Annotated in this window: 14 protein-coding genes; 8 read left to right on the top strand and 6 right to left on the bottom strand. The window is 68.7% G+C overall.

Translation table 11 applies throughout. The features are described from left to right. Positions 1 to 18: 18 nt before the first annotated feature. Both OHB24_RS16645 and OHB24_RS16640 read left to right on the top strand, forming a co-directional pair. Positions 19 to 897, top strand: coding sequence for a S1 family peptidase (locus OHB24_RS16645; RefSeq protein ID WP_327639932.1), 879 nt, complete (start codon positions 19 to 21; stop codon positions 895 to 897). Positions 898 to 1,028: 131 nt separating this feature from the next. Beyond that, positions 1,029 to 1,916, top strand: coding sequence for a S1 family peptidase (locus OHB24_RS16640; protein WP_327641076.1), 888 nt, complete (start codon positions 1,029 to 1,031; stop codon positions 1,914 to 1,916). A gap of 46 nt (positions 1,917 to 1,962) precedes the next feature. On the opposite strand, the gene OHB24_RS16635 is transcribed toward OHB24_RS16640, so the two are convergent. The 4 genes from OHB24_RS16635 to cysS all read right to left on the bottom strand — a co-directional run bounded on the left by OHB24_RS16635 (position 1,963) and on the right by cysS (position 5,126). Then, on the bottom strand, positions 1,963 to 2,367 hold the full coding sequence (locus tag OHB24_RS16635; RefSeq protein ID WP_327639931.1) for a type II toxin-antitoxin system VapC family toxin: 405 nt from the start codon (positions 2,365 to 2,367) through the stop codon (positions 1,963 to 1,965). Then, on the bottom strand, positions 2,364 to 2,645 hold the full coding sequence (locus tag OHB24_RS16630) for a type II toxin-antitoxin system Phd/YefM family antitoxin (protein ID WP_133787258.1): 282 nt from the start codon (positions 2,643 to 2,645) through the stop codon (positions 2,364 to 2,366). Before OHB24_RS16630 ends, OHB24_RS16635 begins: the two co-directional genes overlap by 4 nt. An 83-nt stretch (positions 2,646 to 2,728) precedes the next feature. After that, on the bottom strand, positions 2,729 to 3,691 hold the full coding sequence (gene rlmB, locus OHB24_RS16625; protein WP_327639930.1) for a 23S rRNA (guanosine(2251)-2'-O)-methyltransferase RlmB: 963 nt from the start codon (positions 3,689 to 3,691) through the stop codon (positions 2,729 to 2,731). Between the two features lies 1 nt (position 3,692). Beyond that, positions 3,693 to 5,126 (bottom strand): cysteine--tRNA ligase, encoded by a 1,434-nt coding sequence (cysS, locus tag OHB24_RS16620; RefSeq protein ID WP_327639929.1) that lies wholly within the window; start codon positions 5,124 to 5,126, stop codon positions 3,693 to 3,695. Positions 5,127 to 5,258: 132 nt separating this feature from the next. Between cysS and OHB24_RS16615 the strand changes: the two genes are divergently transcribed. The 3 genes from OHB24_RS16615 to OHB24_RS16605 are packed head-to-tail and all read left to right on the top strand — an operon-like array spanning position 5,259 to position 8,052. Further along, positions 5,259 to 6,110, top strand: coding sequence for a lysozyme (locus OHB24_RS16615; RefSeq protein ID WP_327639928.1), 852 nt, complete (start codon positions 5,259 to 5,261; stop codon positions 6,108 to 6,110). A gap of 31 nt (positions 6,111 to 6,141) precedes the next feature. Then, complete coding sequence (locus OHB24_RS16610; protein ID WP_327639927.1) at positions 6,142 to 6,699, top strand: GNAT family N-acetyltransferase; 558 nt, start codon at positions 6,142 to 6,144, stop codon at positions 6,697 to 6,699. A 60-nt stretch (positions 6,700 to 6,759) separates the two neighbouring features. Beyond that, positions 6,760 to 8,052: a peptidase C39 family protein gene (locus OHB24_RS16605; protein WP_327639926.1), complete on the top strand. Its 1,293-nt coding sequence runs from the start codon at positions 6,760 to 6,762 to the stop codon at positions 8,050 to 8,052. 54 nt (positions 8,053 to 8,106) lie between these two features. Here OHB24_RS16605 and OHB24_RS16600 read toward each other — a convergent pair whose 3' ends face one another. Beyond that, positions 8,107 to 9,801, bottom strand: coding sequence for a DUF2207 domain-containing protein (locus OHB24_RS16600; RefSeq protein ID WP_327639925.1), 1,695 nt, complete (start codon positions 9,799 to 9,801; stop codon positions 8,107 to 8,109). 225 nt (positions 9,802 to 10,026) lie between these two features. On the opposite strand from OHB24_RS16600, the gene OHB24_RS16595 reads away from it, so the two are divergent. The 3 genes from OHB24_RS16595 to OHB24_RS16585 all read left to right on the top strand — a co-directional run bounded on the left by OHB24_RS16595 (position 10,027) and on the right by OHB24_RS16585 (position 14,790). After that, the gene (locus OHB24_RS16595) at positions 10,027 to 11,013 is read left to right on the top strand and encodes a neutral zinc metallopeptidase (RefSeq protein WP_327639924.1); all 987 of its coding nucleotides are present in this window, start codon (positions 10,027 to 10,029) and stop codon (positions 11,011 to 11,013) included. Positions 11,014 to 11,312: 299 nt separating this feature from the next. Beyond that, positions 11,313 to 12,398: a neutral zinc metallopeptidase gene (locus tag OHB24_RS16590; RefSeq protein ID WP_327639923.1), complete on the top strand. Its 1,086-nt coding sequence runs from the start codon at positions 11,313 to 11,315 to the stop codon at positions 12,396 to 12,398. Positions 12,399 to 13,785: 1,387 nt separating this feature from the next. After that, a complete protein-coding gene (locus OHB24_RS16585; protein ID WP_327639922.1) occupies positions 13,786 to 14,790 on the top strand; it encodes a neutral zinc metallopeptidase in 1,005 nt (334 codons plus the stop codon). Positions 14,791 to 15,074: 284 nt separating this feature from the next. On the opposite strand, the gene OHB24_RS16580 is transcribed toward OHB24_RS16585, so the two are convergent. Next, entirely contained in the window at positions 15,075 to 16,778 is a 1,704-nt protein-coding gene (locus OHB24_RS16580; protein WP_327639921.1) for a DUF2207 domain-containing protein, read from the bottom strand. Positions 16,779 to 16,790 lie beyond the last annotated feature (12 nt).

Here is a 16,790-nt window from a genome sequence, read left to right as displayed (position 1 = left end):
CCCCGGAAGGCTGATGATATGAAAACTCTCCGACGAACTGCGGTCATGGTGGCGGCCGCCGCTCTCGCCCTCACCGCCGCCGTACCGGCCGGGGCCGATCCGGTGAAGCCGCCCCGTCTCTCCGCCAAGGCGATCACCAAGACGTTGAACGACCAGATCTACACCCCCGGTACGGCGTGGATGACGCAGCCGGACGGCACCGTGCTGGTGTCGTACGACCCCACGGTCACCGGCACGAAGCTGAGCAAGCTGACCGGCCTGACCAAGCAGCTCGGGTCGAACGTCAAGCTCGAGAAGCTGCCAGGCAAGCTGCAGAAGTACATCAGCGGCGGCATGGCGACGTACGGCGGCGAGTACAAGTGCAGCGTCGGCTTCAACGTGCAGCGACGCGGCAAGTACTACTTCCTCACTGCCGGTCACTGCGGTGTCGACGCGGCCCGCTGGTACCAGGACCCGGGCCACAAGGTGTTCACGGGCGCGGTGCACCACGCCAGCTACCCGTGGAACGACTACGCACTGGTCGTCTACCGCACCGACATCCCGCTGAAGGTGCCGGGCGGCAGCGTGTACCTGTACAACGGTCGCTCGCAGGACATCACCCGGGCGGCGAATCCGGGCCTCAACCAGCTGGTCTACCGCTCCGGCGCCACCAGCGGCCTGCACAGCGGTCGCGTGACCGGGCTGAACTCGGTCGTGAACTACGGCGACGGACGCGTGGCCGGCCTGATCCGCACCAGCGTGTGCGCGGAGCCGGGTGACTCGGGCGGTCCGCTGTTCTACCGCCAGTGGGCGTTCGGTCTCACCTCCGGTGGTTCGGGCGACTGCACCTCGGGCGGCGTGACCTACTTCCAGCCGGTCGTGGAAGCCCTCAACGCCTACGGGGTCTCCATCTACTGAGCGGAGGTTTCCCCTACGCTCCGAGTTTGTCTGAATACTCACGGAGATTGTGGGTAGGACTCGTCACGGTTGAAGTCAAGGACGCCCCGCCCCGAAGGCGTCCTCATCGTGAGGAGGCTGAAACCGTGAACATGTCCCCATTCCGCCGTACCACCGCACTCCTGGCCGCGGCCGGGCTTGCCGCCGCCGGACTTCTGGCAACGCAGGCCTCGGCCGCACCGGTCAATCCGTCCACCCTGTCCACATTGTCGTCAGCCGCGATCTCGTCCGCCCTGGCCGAGAACGCGACGATCCCGGGTACGGCGTGGCAGACCGACCCGGACGGCCGGATCATCGTGTCGTACGACCCGACCGTCACCGGCGCGAAGCTGGCGAAGCTGACCAGCGTCACCAAGCAGTACGGCGACCGGATCAAGCTCGAGAAGATGTCCGGCAAGCTGACGAAGTTCATCGCCGGCGGCGACGCCATCTACAGCGGGCAGTACCGCTGTTCGCTGGGCTTCAACGTGCGCAGCGGCAGCACGTACTACTTCCTGACCGCTGGTCACTGCACCAACATCGGCTCCAGTTGGTACTCCAACTCGGCCAAGACCACACTGCTCGGCACCCGGTACGGGACGAGCTTCCCGGGCAACGACTACGGGATCGTCAAGTACAGCACGTCGTACACGAACCACCCCGGGACCGTGGACCTCTACAACGGCTCGTCCCAGGACATCACGTCCGCCGGCAACGCCTCGGTGGGGCAGGCGGTCAAGCGCAGCGGTAGCACGACCGGTGTGCACAGTGGCTCGGTCACCGCGACGAACGCCACGGTCAACTACGCCGAAGGCACTGTCACCGGCCTGATCCGCACGAACGTCTGCGCGGAAGGCGGCGACTCCGGCGGCGCGCTGTTCGCCGGCTCGGTAGCCCTCGGCCTCACCTCCGGCGGCTCCGGCAACTGCTCCTCCGGCGGCACCACCTACTTCCAGCCCGTCACCGAAGTACTCTCCCGCTACGGCGTGAGCGTCTACTGATCCAAAGAGCTGCGGGCTCGGAGGAAACTCCGGGCCCGCAGTGCCGTCAGGCCGGCGACAGGACCGGGAAACCGAGCTCCTCGGCCGCAGCGGCCAGCTCCTTGTCGTACGTAACGAACTCGGACAGGTCCGAGCGGAACGGTTCCGCGCTCGCCAGGTGGATGGCGTCAAGAGAGCCCAACTTGGCCGTGCGATACGCCATCGCCCGAGCGAGCACCGTCGAGGTGAGATCGGCCAGATATACGCCGCGGACCGCTTGCGCGGCGAAGTACGGCACCTGCTGATGATTGATCCCCGCACGGAGAAGCGTGCGGGTGATCTCCAGGCTCGCGAGTTCGCTGGTGACCAGCTCAGCGTCCGCAGGCAACGCCCCACGCCAGGCACGCAGAGCCGCCGACTCGGCCTCCGGCTTGATGAACTTGAGCAGGGCGCAGGAATCGAGGTAGATCACCTGCGCCGCTCCTTGTCGCGATCCTCGATCAGCAGGTCGGACAGGCTATCGACCTCTGGCGCCAACTCCAGCATCAGATCCGGCATCCCGAGCTCGGCCGGCGGGGACACCTCGCCGGAGTCCAGCAGATGCTGCAGAACACCCGGATGCTCGTCTTCGGGCACAAGACGAAGCACCGGACGGCCCCGGTCAGTCACGACGATCGTTTCACCGGCCCGCACCCGAGCCACCGCCTTCGACGGATTCTGATTCAGCTCCCGCAGCCCGATCGTCCTCATACCATCAAAGTAACTACATCAGGTAGTTACATCAAGTGGTTCCCCTAACTAGTTCCGTCAAGTAGTTCCATCAACCAGTTCCATCAAGCGCGGCGGCGGGAGATTTCGTAGAGGGTGACGCCGGCGGCGATGCCGGCGTTCAGCGACTCGGTGGCGCTGGTCATCGGGATCGAGACGATCAGGTCGCAGTTCTCGCGGACCAGTCGGGCCAGGCCCTTACCTTCGGAGCCGATCACCAGGACGATCGGCTCGGTGGCGGCCTCGAAGGACGGCAGGTCCACGGCGCCGTTCATGTCGAGGCCGATCACCAGGAGGCCGGCGTCCTTGTAGGACTTGAGCGCCCGGTTGAGGTTGCCCGCGCGGGCGACCGGGATCCGGGCCGCGGCGCCGGCCGAGGTCTTCCAGGCCGAGGCCGACATCGACGCCGTACGGCGTTCCGGGACCACGACACCGTGCGCCCCGAAGGCCGCGGCGGACCGCGTGATCGCGCCGAGGTTGCGGGGATCGGTCACGCCGTCGAGCGCGACGATCAGCGGCACCTCGCCGGCGGCGTGCGCCCGGTCGAGCAGGTCGTCCGGGTGCGCATACTCGTACGGCGGGATCTGCAGCGCGACGCCCTGGTGCGAGCCGCCCGAGGTGACCCGGTCGAGCTCCGCGCGCGGCACCTCGAGCACCGATACTCCGGTCTCGACCGCGACCAGCAGCGCCTCGCGCAGCCGGGCGTCCCGTTCGGTGCCCTCGGCAACGTGCAGGGCCGCGGCCGGTACGCCGGCACGCAGGGCCTCGACCACCGGGTTCCGCCCGTACACCCACTCGACCGCGGACTCGTTGTCCTTGCGCGCCGGGCGGCGGGTGCGCTCCGTCCGGTCCTTGGCCCGTTCGGCCGCCTTCGCCCGCTTGTGCGCCGGGTGCTTGGTCCGGTCCACGGCCTTCGGCGTCGGCCCCTTGCCCTCGAGTCCGCGGCGGACCCGGCCGCCGGACCCGGCCGTCGGGTTCCCCCGCGGCTTCTTCCGGATGGCGCCCTTACGCTGGCTGTTGCCTGGCACGTCAGTTTCCCTCGTCAGTCGTAGTTGTCGCGAGAGACCAGCGTGGTCCCTGCGGTGTGTCCTCGACGACGACGCCGAGCGCCTTCAACCGGTCGCGGACAGCGTCCGCGGCGGCGTAATCCTTGCGCGCCCGTGCTGCCTGGCGCTGCTCGAGCAGCGCCTTCACCAGGCCGTCGACCACCTCGGTGAGCTCGTCGCTGCCGCCGGCCCGAGACACCCACGGCTCGGCCAGCGGGTCGAGCCCGAGCACGCCGAGCATCCCGCGCACCGACGCCAGCACCTCGCGCAGCGCCTCCGAGTCGCCGTCGGCAACCAGCTTGTTGCCGTCCCGCACGGTGTTGTGCAGTACGGCGATCGCGGCCGGCGTACCCAGGTCGTCGTCCATCGCGGCCACGAAGTCACCCGGCAGCTCGGCGTCCGGCTCGACGCCACCGGTCACCTCGACGGCCCGGGTCACGAAGCCCTCGATCCGCTGGAAGCTCTTCGCGGCCTCGTCGAGCGCCTCGAACGAGAACTCGACGACCGAACGGTAGTGCGACTGCACCAGGTAGTACCGCAGCTCGATCGGGCGCACGCGCTCGACGACGTTCCGCACGACGGCGCTGTTGCCCATCGACTTCGACATCTTCTCGCCGGCCGTGGTGACGAGCGCGTTGTGCATCCAGAACCGGGCGAACTTCTGCCCGACCGCGGTCGACTGGGCCAGCTCGTTCTCGTGGTGCGGGAACCGCAGGTCCAGCCCGCCGCCGTGGATGTCGAACTCGTCGCCGAGGTACTTGCCAGCCATCGCCGAGCACTCGATGTGCCAGCCCGGGCGGCCGCGACCCCAGGGGGCCGGCCAGGAGGCGGTCCGCGGCGTGGCGTCGGTCCAGCCCTTCCAGAGCGCGAAGTCGCGCGGGTCCCGCTTGCCGCGCGGGTCCGCGTCCTCGGCGGCCTCCATGTCGTCGATCCGCTGGTGCGACAGAGCGCCGTACGCCGGCCAGGACTTCACGTCGAAGTAGACGTCGCCGGACCCGTCAGGAGCGACGTACGCGTGCCCGCCCTCGATCAGCTCGGCGATCATCTCGAGCATCTCCGGGATGTGCCCGGTGGCGCGCGGTTCGTACGTCGGCGGGCGGCAGCCGAGGACGTCGTACGCCCAGTGCAGCTCGCGCTCGAACTCGTAGGCATGCGCCCACCACGGGACGCCGCGCTCGGCCGACTTCGTGAGGATCTTGTCCTCGATGTCGGTCACGTTCGCGATCACGGTCACCTCGTAGCCGGACCGCTCCAGCCAGCGCCGCAGGACGTCGAAGACCACTTCCTTGTAGATGTGCCCGACATGCGGGGCACCCTGCACCGTCAGCCCACAGTGGTAGATCCCGACCTTGCCCGGGTGGACCGGCTCGAAATCACGCACTGCTGCTGTTGCGGTGTCGTACAAGCGAAGTGTCACCGGTCAAGGGTAACGGGAGGTGACGCCGGTAAATAATCACCGAACAAACCGGGACAAGGGTTGGTTCTTGCCGGATCCGGGTAAGACCATCGCCGAGCGCTCTGTCCGCCCCTCATCGCTCTGGAGGAAACCGTGAAGTCCGCCCTTTTCACGGGTGCCGCCGCTACCCTCGGCCTGATCTTGGCCTCGGTCGGCTCCGCCCAAGCAAGCCCGGTGCCGGAAAGCAGCACCGCGTCCCACCAGCCCACCGCACAGGCACGTCAGCACGGCATCGACCGCGCCGGCGACGCCTACATGGGCTGGACGCAGAACACTACGACCACCGCCAGCACGACCAGCACAGCCCCGGCCGAGATGGCGCCCACCGCCACCGTCGAAGGTATCGACGTGTCGAGTCACCAGGGGAACGTCAACTGGGCCTCGTACTGGAGTGCCGGCAAGCGGTTCGCCTACGTGAAGGCGACCGAGGGCAACTACTACACGAACCCGTACTTCGCCCAGCAGTACAACGGGTCCTACAACGTCGGGATGATCCGCGGCGCCTACCACTTCGCCACCCCGAACGACTCCAGCGGCGCCAACCAGGCCACCTACTTCCTGGCCCACGGCGGCGGCTGGTCCCGCGACGGCAAGACGCTGCCGGGTGCGCTCGACATCGAGTACAACCCGTACGGCGCCACCTGCTACGGGCTGAGCGCGTCCGCGATGGTCAGCTGGATCCGCGACTTCGCCAACACCTACAAGGCGCGCACCGGCCGGGACGTGCCGATCTACACGAACCTGGACTGGTGGACCCGGTGCACCGGGAACAGCACCGCGTTCAACTCCACGAACCCGCTATGGGTGGCGAAGTACGCCTCCTCGCCGGGGACACTGCCCGGCGGCTGGCCGTTCCACACCATCTGGCAGTACACCTCGTCGCCGGTCGACTCGAACCGGTTCAACGGCGACATGTCCCGGCTGACGGCGCTGGCGAACGGATAATTCCGTTGCCGCGGTCGCATAGTCTCGATCGGTGAGCTATTCGCTGCCGATCGAGACTGACCGCCTGACCCTTCGACGCTACGTCGAGAACGACTACGACGACCTGCTGAAACTGCAGTCGAACCCTGACGTCACACGTTTTCTGCTGTACGACGTGCGCACGCCGGAGCAGGTCACGGAGGCCCTCACCGGCCGGTTGGCCGATGTCCCGATGGACCGCGACGGTCGAGCGCTCACCGTCGCGGTGGTCCTGCGGGACACCGGTCAGCACCTGGGTGAGGTGACGCTGTTCATGAACAACGTCGAGCACCGCACCGGCGAGATCGGCTATGTCTTCCACCCGGAGTCGCACGGCCACGGGTACGCCGCCGAGGCATCGGTCGAACTGCTGCGGCTCGGCTTCGAGGAGCTCGGCCTGCACCGGATCATCGCGCGGCTGGACGCCCGCAACACCGGCTCGGTGAAGCTGCTCGAGCGGCTCGGTCTGCGGCAGGAGGCGCACTTCGTGCAGAACGAGTACCTCAAGGGCGAGTGGACCGACGAGCTCGTTTTCGCCCTGCTCTACAGCGAATGGGACAAACGTTCGTAACTATTTACCGCGGCGCGCCGTCCTCGTGACAGCGACTGCCGCCAGAGTTAACGTCTAACTATGACTTCCGCCCGTTCTGTCACCGCGCTGATTCTCGGTGTGGTTGTGCTCAGCGCCGGCAGCTTGCCGAGCGAAGCCGTGAAGGTCGCACCGGCACGGCAGATCGCCTATCGCACGTGGACGTCGAACGCCGACTTCCTGGCCGGCCAGCAGTTCGGCACCACGGTCGCCGACGGCGCCCTGACGTTCGGTACGTCGAGCGGCACCACGGCGTACGTCGACCCGTTCGGCGACGGCACCGCCAAGTCCTACGACCAGACCAGTTGGGTCTCGCCGCACGTCAGCACCGGCTTCGGGCTGACCGAACTGGTCGCCTCCTGGAACGCGACCACCCCGCCGGGGACCTGGGTCGAGGTCTCGATGGCAGGTACGACGAACCTCGGCACGGCCACCAAGTGGTACGTGCTCGGCCGCTGGTCCGGTGGCGACGACACCGCGGCCGGCGACATCCACCGGACCTCGGTGCCCAGCCAGGGCGACGCCAACGGATCCGTTGCCGTCGACACCTTCCAGTCCGCCAAAGGTCAGTGGCTCGATCGCTGGCAGCTCAAGGTCACCCTGTACCGGTTGAGCGGTACGACGCAGTCGCCCGTCGTCCGGTCCGTCGGCGCGATGGCCTCCCGGCTCCCCTCGGACAAGAAGGTTGCCGTCAGCCCCCTCGGCGGCGCGGAGGGCATCGTCCTCGACGTACCGACGTACTCGCAGGAGACGCACATCGGTCACTATCCGCAGTGGGACGGCGGCGGCGAGGCCTGGTGCTCGGCGACGTCCACCGCGATGGTGCTGGACTACTACGGCGCCGGTCCGACCGCGGCCGAGACCGCGTGGGTCGATCCGGCCGACCCGGATCCACAGGTCGACCACTCGGCCCGATCGGTCTTCGACTACGCGTACGACGGTGCGGGCAACTGGCCGTTCAACACGGCGTACGCCGGGTCTCGCGGCGTGGACGCCTTCGTCACGCGGCTGCGGTCGCTGACCGAGGCGGAGCAGTTCATCAAGGCGGGAATCCCGCTGATCGCGTCGCTGTCGTTCAAGAAGGGCGACCTGCCTGGTGCGGGCTACGGGACCAACGGGCACCTGATGGTGATCGTCGGGTTCGACCAGAACGGGAACGTGGTCGTCAACGACCCCGCGTCCCACCTCATCGCCAGTAACGACCAGGTGCGGACGACGTACGACCGGACCGCCTTCGAGAACGCCTGGGTGCCGCACTCCGGTGGACTCGTGTATGTCGTGCACCCGGAGGGCATGCCGTTGCCGGCGCCGTCGGACCCGCAACACAACTGGTAGAGACGACAGAGCCCGCCACGCCGGGGCGGCGTGGCGGGCTCTGTTCTCTTGACCTCAGCGGGCGAACAGCGCACCCGTCAGGTTGGTGGTGAGGTTGCGGAGGGAGTCCGGCAGGTACTGCAGGTGCCAGCCGCTCGGGCCGCGGTACCAGGTGAAGCCGTCGTCCTCCTGGTCCGGCGTGGAGTCGGTCGCGACCAGTGCGTCGATCCAGCGCTCCGAGCCGCCGAGTACGACGGCGTACGGCAGAGCGCGCGAGCAGAGCTCGGCGTGCTGGTCGGTCGGCAGCTCGCTGACGTCCATCTCCAGCAACTCACCGCGGATCGCGGCGACCTGGCCGAGGACGCGGCCGGCGGCCGGAGCCTTGGCCGGCATGTAGCGGCCGACCACGAGCAGGCCGACACCGACCAGCGTGATCGCGAGGCCGAGCAGACCCCACGTCGACAGCAGAGCCAGCAGGACGGTCGCGATGACACCGACCACGGTGGTCGCGATGCCGATCGTTGCCCACAGCGACCGAGTGCGGTCCGGGCGCTCGGTGAACCAGCCGCGCTTGACCACACCGTCGTACAGGGCGTCCTGGACCTGGGCCAGGTTCGCCCGGACCTGCTTGCCGAGCTCGGAGACCAGCACCGAGTCGGAGTCGCCGAAGATCGCGCGGATCAGGACGTTCTCGTACCGCTGCAGCTCCTCCGCCGGGGCGTTGGAGACCCGGCGCAGTTCCCAGTCCGGCCGCGCGAACTCGGTGCTGTGCTCGAGCTCGACGATCTGGATGTGACCGCGGACGGCCAGGTCGATGATCGTCGCGGTCACGTCGACCGGGTCGATCCGCTCGTCGATCAGCGTGCCGACCTCACCGGGCCGCAGGTCCGACGGCGGCGTGAAGTCGATCCGCGTGTCGGTGCCGAGGCTGAACAGCGACGCCGGGACGACGCGCCGCGGGTCGACCTGGTCCCGGCCGCGCAGCCGGTACAGCGCGAACAGCGCGATCGCGCCGAGCAGCAGCACCGCCAGCGCGGTGATCAGCTGGGCCGCGTCGGTGGAGAAGGCGCGCTTGAAGGTGTGCCGGTACTCGATGATCGAGTTGTCCGCGATCTGGCCCTTCGGGAAGCCGACCGCCATCTTGACCGTGTTGCCCGGCGGCAGCGCGGTCTGCTGGAAGGTCGGGCCGGAGGTCTCGCCGACCTGCGCGAGCGAACACGGGATGTTGCTGTCGATCGGGCCCGCGAAGCAGGCGACGTGCGAGACCTCGGGGACGCTGAAGACGATGTTCGCGGTCTGGATCGGGAGGTTGATCCCGGTCAGCGGGGCGAACCGCACCTCGGTGCCGTCCAGGGTCTTCGCGACCGCGCCCTTCACGGTGTAGGTGACGTCGAGTTGCGTCGTACCGCCGCTGACGTCCGGTACGGCGATCGACGTGACGTCGCCCTCGACCTTCACATCGGCCTTCTTGTCCTGACCGCCGGCCTTGACCTGCAGGTCGCCGATCTCCTGGACGTGGTCGATGTCGTCCGGCAGGTGGTCCCGCGTGACGATGAACCGGGTGAAGGTCCCGTTCACGTTGCTGAGCTTCCAGGTCTCAGCGACCCGGAGCAGGCCGTCACGTTCGACCCGGACCTGACTGTCGTAGTTGGTCACCACCGGGTCGGCGGCGGCACTGGTTGCGTCCGCGCCGGCCGCACCGGCTGGGACAGTCGAGAGGCCGAGCAGGCCGAGGGCACACAGGGATAGCCCGAGGAGACGTAGACGCATCGCCCAATCACACCGTAAAGAGAGGGTCAGGTTGACACGGGGCACGATAGCGTCTGGGGAGTGTCAGGCAACCAATGGGGACCGGGACCCGGACAATTCGGTCCGCCGCCGCAGCAGGGTTACCAGGGTGGGCCCCCGCCTCCGCAGTACTGTCAGCAGTTCTCGGGGCCCCCGCAGTACTACGCTCCTCCGCCGTCGCCCGGCCCGCAGTACGGGTGGGGTCCGATGCCGCCTCAGCCGCCGCGGAAGAAGTCCGGCGGTACGGCGCTGCTCGTCGTCGCAGTGCTGGCGGTGGTCGCGGCCGGTGGCGTGTTCCTGGCCGTGAAGCTCACCCAGGGCGGCGGCGACGGACCTGCCGTGGCCGCACCGGTCGCCACGGAGTCAGCGACCTCTGAGCCGACCAGGGCTCCGAGCAGCGTGCCGCCGCCTCCCCCGACGACTGCTGCTCCGCGGACGACCACGACGACCGCGAAGGTCACCCCGCCGAAGCCGGTGCAGACCGTGAACCCGGCGACGTACAACGCGACCCACCGGCTCTACAAGACCGGCGTGATGCGGACCGTGAACTGCAAGCAGGCCAGGACCGGTCTCGGCAACGGCTCGCAGTCGCTGGCGTACTTCAAGGCGATCAAGGCCTGCCTGGACCGGGCCTGGCCGACGCAGGTCGCCGTATCCGGCGGCCGGTTCCGGTCACCCGGTCTGGTCGTCTGGGGCGGCTCGGTGACCACACCGTGCGGTGGCGGCGTCGGGCGCTCGTTCTACTGCCCGACGACGCACACCATCTATATGGAGTCTCCGTCGATCATCTCGTTCTACAAGCAGAACCCGACGTTCGGCCGGATGGTCGGCACCTTCACCATGGCCCACGAGTACGCGCACGCGGTGCAGTGGATGACCGGGCTCGGTGAGGCCTACACGAAGCTCCGGTACGACGCTTCTGCCGCCGGGGCGTTGCAGCTGAGTCGCCGGCTCGAACTGCAGGCCTCATGTCTCGGCAACGTGTTCCTGGGTGCCAACCGCAACAGTTACGGCATCACCGGCTACGCGTACCAGATGTGGCTGTACGACGTGAACAACAGCGGCGACCGCCCGCCGTACCCGCGGGATCACGGCAGCACCACCAACCACGGGGCCTGGAGCCGCGCAGCCTTCCAGAGCCGTAATCCGGCCAGCTGCAACACCTGGTCGGCGTCACCTGCCCGGGTAAGTTGAGCCCTGGCTCCGGTAGCGTCCCGGGTGTGTCAGGCAACCAATGGGGTCCTCCTCCCGGGCAGCAGTACCCGCCGCAGCAGCCACCTCCGCCCTGGCAGCAGGGGCAGGGGTACGGCGGCCAGCAGCCTCCTGGTCGCCCGCCTGGCCCACCCCAGGGCCCGCCCACCGGACCGCCGTCAGGCCCGCCTTCCGGACCGCCTTCTGGTCCGCCCTACGGACCGCCTCCTGGTGGTGGTCCTCCTTATCAGGGGCCGGGGCCGGGCCAGCCTTTCCACGGGCACTCGTTCCAGGGCCAGCCGATGCCGGGGCCTGGGCAGCCGCAGTTCGGGTGGGGCGCTCCACCTGGTGGACCGAAGCCACCGAAGAAGGGGCGCGGCGGACTGATCGCCGCGCTGGTGCTGCTCGGTGTGCTCGTGATCGGCGTCATGGCGCTGAAGATCGTCTCGGCGGCGCTGAAGGGTGACGGCGACCCGTCGTACGCGAGTCCGACGACCACCACGTCGTACAGCCCGACGAACCAGCCGACGAAGGAACCGTCCGGCCAGCCGACCAACGTGCCGACGACCGCGCCCACCACCCAGCCGACCACGCAGGCGACGCGGCCGACGGCGACCCGGTCAACCGCGACCGCTACCGCCAAGCCGACGACCAAGCCGGGTCCGACCGACACCGATCTCGTGGTGCGGAACCGGCTGTACAAGGCCGGTGCGATGGCGTCGGTGAACTGCAAGGAGTCCAAGGCGCGGCAGAGCACGGTGGCCGGCGCACGGGCCAACTACAAGAACCTGGTGGGCTGCCTGAACAGGGCCTGGGCGCCGCTCGTGGCCAAGGCCGGTGGGCGGTTCCGGGCGCCGACCGTGCGGATCTTCAGCGGTACGGTCACGACGCCGTGCGGGACCCACAGCGACTCCGGGCCGCCGTTCTTCTGCGGGACCACCGACACCATCTACATGAACCTCACCGAGGACATCGGCAACTACAACCGCTACCCGCAGGCCTACCAGAAGGTGTGGGCGCGGATGTGGATGCTGCACCAGTTCGCGCACGAGTACGGGCACCACATCCAGAACAACATGGGGATCCTGCAGGCGTACTCGCGGATCCGGTACGAGCGGCCGAACTACGCGATGGAACTGCAGGACAGCCGGCGGCTGGAGCTGCAGGCGTCCTGCTTCTCGGACATCTTCATCGGCGCGAACCGGCGGAGCTACCCGATCACCGGGCAGTCGCTGTTCCAGTGGCGCTGGCTGATCGGGCACGTCACCGACAACGCGAACGACCACGGCGACGCGAACAACCACCAGTACTGGGCCACCCGCGGGTACAACGCCCGCAACCCGAGCGTCTGCAACACGTTCGCAGCGTCTGCCGCGAAGGTGCAGTGAGGGCCGTCACTGGTCTACTTCGAAACGACTGGCCGGGGTAGCTAGCCTGGTGGGTCCGTATCGCGCAAAGTATGTCGCGGAGGATATGTAGGGGGAGGCGGCTTCGGCGCCCCACCAACGAGCTGCAGAGCAATACCCAGCAAGGTCGTGAGGAGCATCGATGTCGGACAACAGGAACCAGCCCCCGGGGAGCGACCCGGCTGACGATCAGCCGGACCGCCCGCAGGAGCCCGTTCCCGGCCAGCCGCCCGCAGGCCAAGGACCCGGTAGTGGTGGTTGGTTCGGAGCACGGGACAACGAGGCCGGCCCTCGTGGTCCTGGGGAGCAGAACCCTGGAGAGGGTCAGCCGGCCACGTGGTGGACCGGCGACTCCGACGCCAAGCGGGAGTTCAGCAACCCGGCCCAGTCCGACCAGCCCGCCAGCAGCTGGTTCGACGGCGGCTGGGACCCCAACCGCCGAGAACACCCCGACCAGCCCGCCCCCGGCCAACCCGGTCGCCCCCAACCCGGGCCGAACCAGCCCGGGCCTCGGCAGTCGGGGCCCCCGCAGTCCGGCTGGCCACAGTCAGGTCCGTCACAATCAGGCCCCAACCAACCCGGGCCTTCGCAGTCCGGTCGGCCACAGTCAGGTCCGTCACAGTCGGGCCCGAACCAGCCCGGGCCTTCGCGGTCGGGTCCGCCGCAGTCCGGCTGGCCACAATCAGGTCCGTCACAGCCAGGCCCGAACCAACCCGGCCCTGGTCGACCAGGGCCGAACCAGCCAGGCCCGTCGCAATCCGGCCCCGCCCAACCACGCCCGAACCAACCCGGCCCGAACCAACCCGGCCCGAACCGACCCGGTCCGGGACAGTCTGGTCCGGGACAGCAGCGGCCGAATCAGCCTGGTCCGCCGCAGTCCGGTGGGAACCAGCCTGGCTCTTGGCAGTCCGGCCCACCGGCACCCCAGCCCGGCGCCACCACCCCCAGCCCGTGGCAGTCGGGTCCCCCGCAGCAGTCCGGTCCGCAGGGGCCTCAGTCCGGTCAGAGCCCGCAGTCGGGTGCGAGCTCGTCTGGGCCTTCCCAGCCCAACCAGCCCCAGCCGAATGCTCCTGAGTGGGGTACTGAGTCGTGGACTCTGCAGACCGGTGCCGGCCAGGGCTCGGCTACGGGGCAGTCCGAGTCGAGCGCCTGGCAGGCGTCTCCTTCGCAGCAGCAGCCCCGCGAGCAGCAGACCGGTCCGCGCTCGGAGGGCTCGTACCTGTGGGGCCCGCAAGGCGGACAGGACCAAGAGCAGGGTCAACAGCAGGGGCAGCAGTCTTCACCGTGGAGCAACGCGCTCCCGCCGCAGCAACAGACCGGCGCCCGCCACGCCGCCCCCCAGAGCGGTCCCGGCGGTCAGATCGGTCCGATGGGTCAGCCTGTCCAGCAGGCGCCCACCTGGCAGTACCCGCCGATCCCGATCCCGCAGCCACCGGGCGGCCGGCGCCGGCGCAAGAAGAAGATCTCCCGCACTCTCCTGATCGGCCTGGTGGTGCTGGCGGTCCTCGTGGTCGGCTCCGGCGTCACGTTGCTGATCCGCGGTCTCGGCGGCGACAAGCCCGAGGCGAAGACGACCCCGACCACCTCGACCTCGGAGTCCGCGTCTCCCTCGGAGAGCCCGTCCACCTCCCCGTCCCCGTCGACGCCGCGTGGCCCGACGGTCGACGAGGTCGTGAAGGGCAGCCGGCTCTACACGATCGGCCCGCTCGCCGCGTCGAAGTGCGCGGAGCCGCCGTTCGCACCGGTCACCGTCGCGGCAGCGCAGCAGTACTACAACCGTCTGCTGCCCTGCCTGAACCGCACGTGGTGGCTGGCGATGAAGAAGGCGAGCCTGCCGTTCCGCAACCCGAAGGCGGTCGTGTACGTCGGCAAGGTGCCCTCGCCCTGCGGCATGCAGCGCAGCGTGCGGGCGGCGTACTGCGGTGCGAACGAGACGATCTACCTGCCGTTCACCGTCGACAACCGCTACTACGTTTCCAACCCGGTCTACACGCGCGCGATCATGCTCAACACGTTCGCGCACGAGTACGGCCACCACATCCAGAAGCTGAGCGGGATCCTCGCCTCGTCGATGTCCCGGCAGCAGAGCATGACGCCGAACCAGAAGCTGACCGAGAGCCGCCGCCGCGAGCTGCAGGCGACCTGTCTCGGCGCGGTCTACCTCGGCGCGAACGCGACGTACCTCCCGATGAACGGCGTGCTGCTGAACAACTGGAAGTTCCTGATCTCGCACTCGGGTGACGACTACGCGCGGCCGCGGGTCCACGACCACGGCAACCGGGTCAGCAACTACCAGTGGTCGATCACCGGCTACAACAACAAGAAGCCCGACTCCTGCAACACCTTCACCGCAGCCGACGTCCGAGTGAACTAGGTCGTGAGACAGGCAGTGGCGGGTCGGGACCTGCTATTGCCTGTCTCGAGTCACGAGCTCCTGTCTCCGGTCACCACGCCACCACACACGCGGCCCTCGAGCACCTCGGACACCAGCTCAGGCAGAGGACCGGCGGTTATCCCCTCGCGTCGGGGGTTCTCTACTGCTGTATGAGGGGAGAACCCTGCACGCGAGGGGTTATCCGTCCCGTTGCGTGAGGCGGTCCCATGCGGGCCAGCCTGTCCTTGTACCGGCGCTCGACCGTGGAAGGGCGAGCCACTCCGTCAGCCGAAGAGGCGGCGGGCGGTGGTTAGGGAGCCGCCGAATGATGTGACGAAGTTGCTGAGCGATTCGCCGATGTCGGACAGGTGCCAGTTCTCCGGACCGGAGTACCAGCCGATGCCGGCGTCGGGGTCGTCGTCGTCATCGGTCGCTGCGATCTCCAGCGCCCACTTCTCGGTCAGCCCGAGCACAGCGGCGTACGGCAGGCAGCGGGACGCGAACTCGAGCCGGTGGCTCTGCGGCAGGTCGGCCGAGGTCTCGTTGGCCAGGTAGTGCTGCAGACCGGCCACCCGGCCCAGTACGGCGGCACCGCGCGCAGTGCGGGCCGGTGCGGCCTGCCCGACGAGTGCGAGCACCAGACCGGCTGCCATGACCGCGAAGCCGACCAGAGCGAACTTGCTGACGATCGCAAGCACGATGGTCAGTACGACGCCTGCACCGAGCAGCACCACGCCGGCGGTGGTCCACCGGTTCCGCACCGCGTCCGGGCGGTTGTTGAACCAGCCCTGCGTGACGACGTCGGCGTACAGCTGCTCGCGGACCAGGTTGAGCCGCGGGCGCAGCGACGGGCCGAGCGCGGAGACCAGCACCGAGTCGCCGTCAGCGAACACCGCGTCCAGCAGAGCCTTCTCGTAGGCCAGCAGCTCCGGACCGCCCGGGTGCAACCGCTGCAGCTCCCAGTCGAGCCTGCCGAAGTGCGACTCGCGCGGCTGCTCGACGATCGTCAGGTAGTTGCGCACAGCAAGGTCCAGCAGGGTCGCGGTGATGTCGACGACGTCGGCCGTCTCGTCCACCACGGTGCCGACCTGGCCGGGCCGAATGCCGTCCGGAGCGGCGAACTGCGGACCGTCGGAGCCGTCGAGCACCGGACGCTCCGGCGCGCCCGCACCGACCTTCGCGGCATCCCGGCCGCGGAAGAACCACAGGCCGACCGCACCGAGCAGTCCGAGCCCGAACACGAGGACTGCGAGCCCGACGGTGGTCTTGTCGACCGTGAACGCCCTCCCGAGCGTCCAGCGGGTGGAGAACTGCGCGTTGGCCTGCACGGTCGCCTGGTCGCTCAGCCCGGTCAGGAACGTCACCCGGCCGCCGGCAGGTACGCCGTTCTGCTCGATCTGCAGCGCCGCCGACTCGGCCAGCTGGGACGACGTACACGGAAGGCTCGAACCGGTGCGGCCGGCGAAGCAGGTCACCCAGGTCGCGAACGGGACGCTGACGGTCAGGCTGGCTTTCGGGATCGACGTGGCGAAGCCCTGCACGATCGGCCAGCTCACCTGGCGGCCCTCGGTCGAGTCGGCGACCACGTTGTCCACTGTGTAGCTGTAGACGATCTTCGACTGCCCGGACACGTTCAGCGTCAGCTTGCGGCCGTCGTCGGTGCTGTCGTTCTGGAAGCCCTGGGCGGGCTGTCCGTTCACCGTCGCGGACACGTCCTTCAGCTCGTACGTGCGGTCCCGCTCGGCGTCCGACCGGACCCGGGTGGCCAGCGTGCGGCTGAACGTCGTACCGCCGGCGGTCAGGTCGACCGTCTCCTTGACCTGCAGCTCACCGTCCTTGGTGAGCGTCGCGTCCGCGGAGTACGCGGTGATCTGGTCCCCTGCCATCGGGGCCACCGCCTCGGCAGCCATAGTGCTCAGGGCAACGAACAGCGGGGCGGTCAGGGACATCAGCAGGGCAGCCGGGAGGAGGCGGCGCTTCGGTGACATGGGTCGAGAGTA

The sequence above is a fragment of the Kribbella sp. NBC_00482 genome, from assembly GCF_036013725.1.
Classification (GTDB): Bacteria; Actinomycetota; Actinomycetes; order Propionibacteriales; family Kribbellaceae; genus Kribbella.
This window is presented reverse-complemented; position numbering and strand designations above follow the sequence as displayed.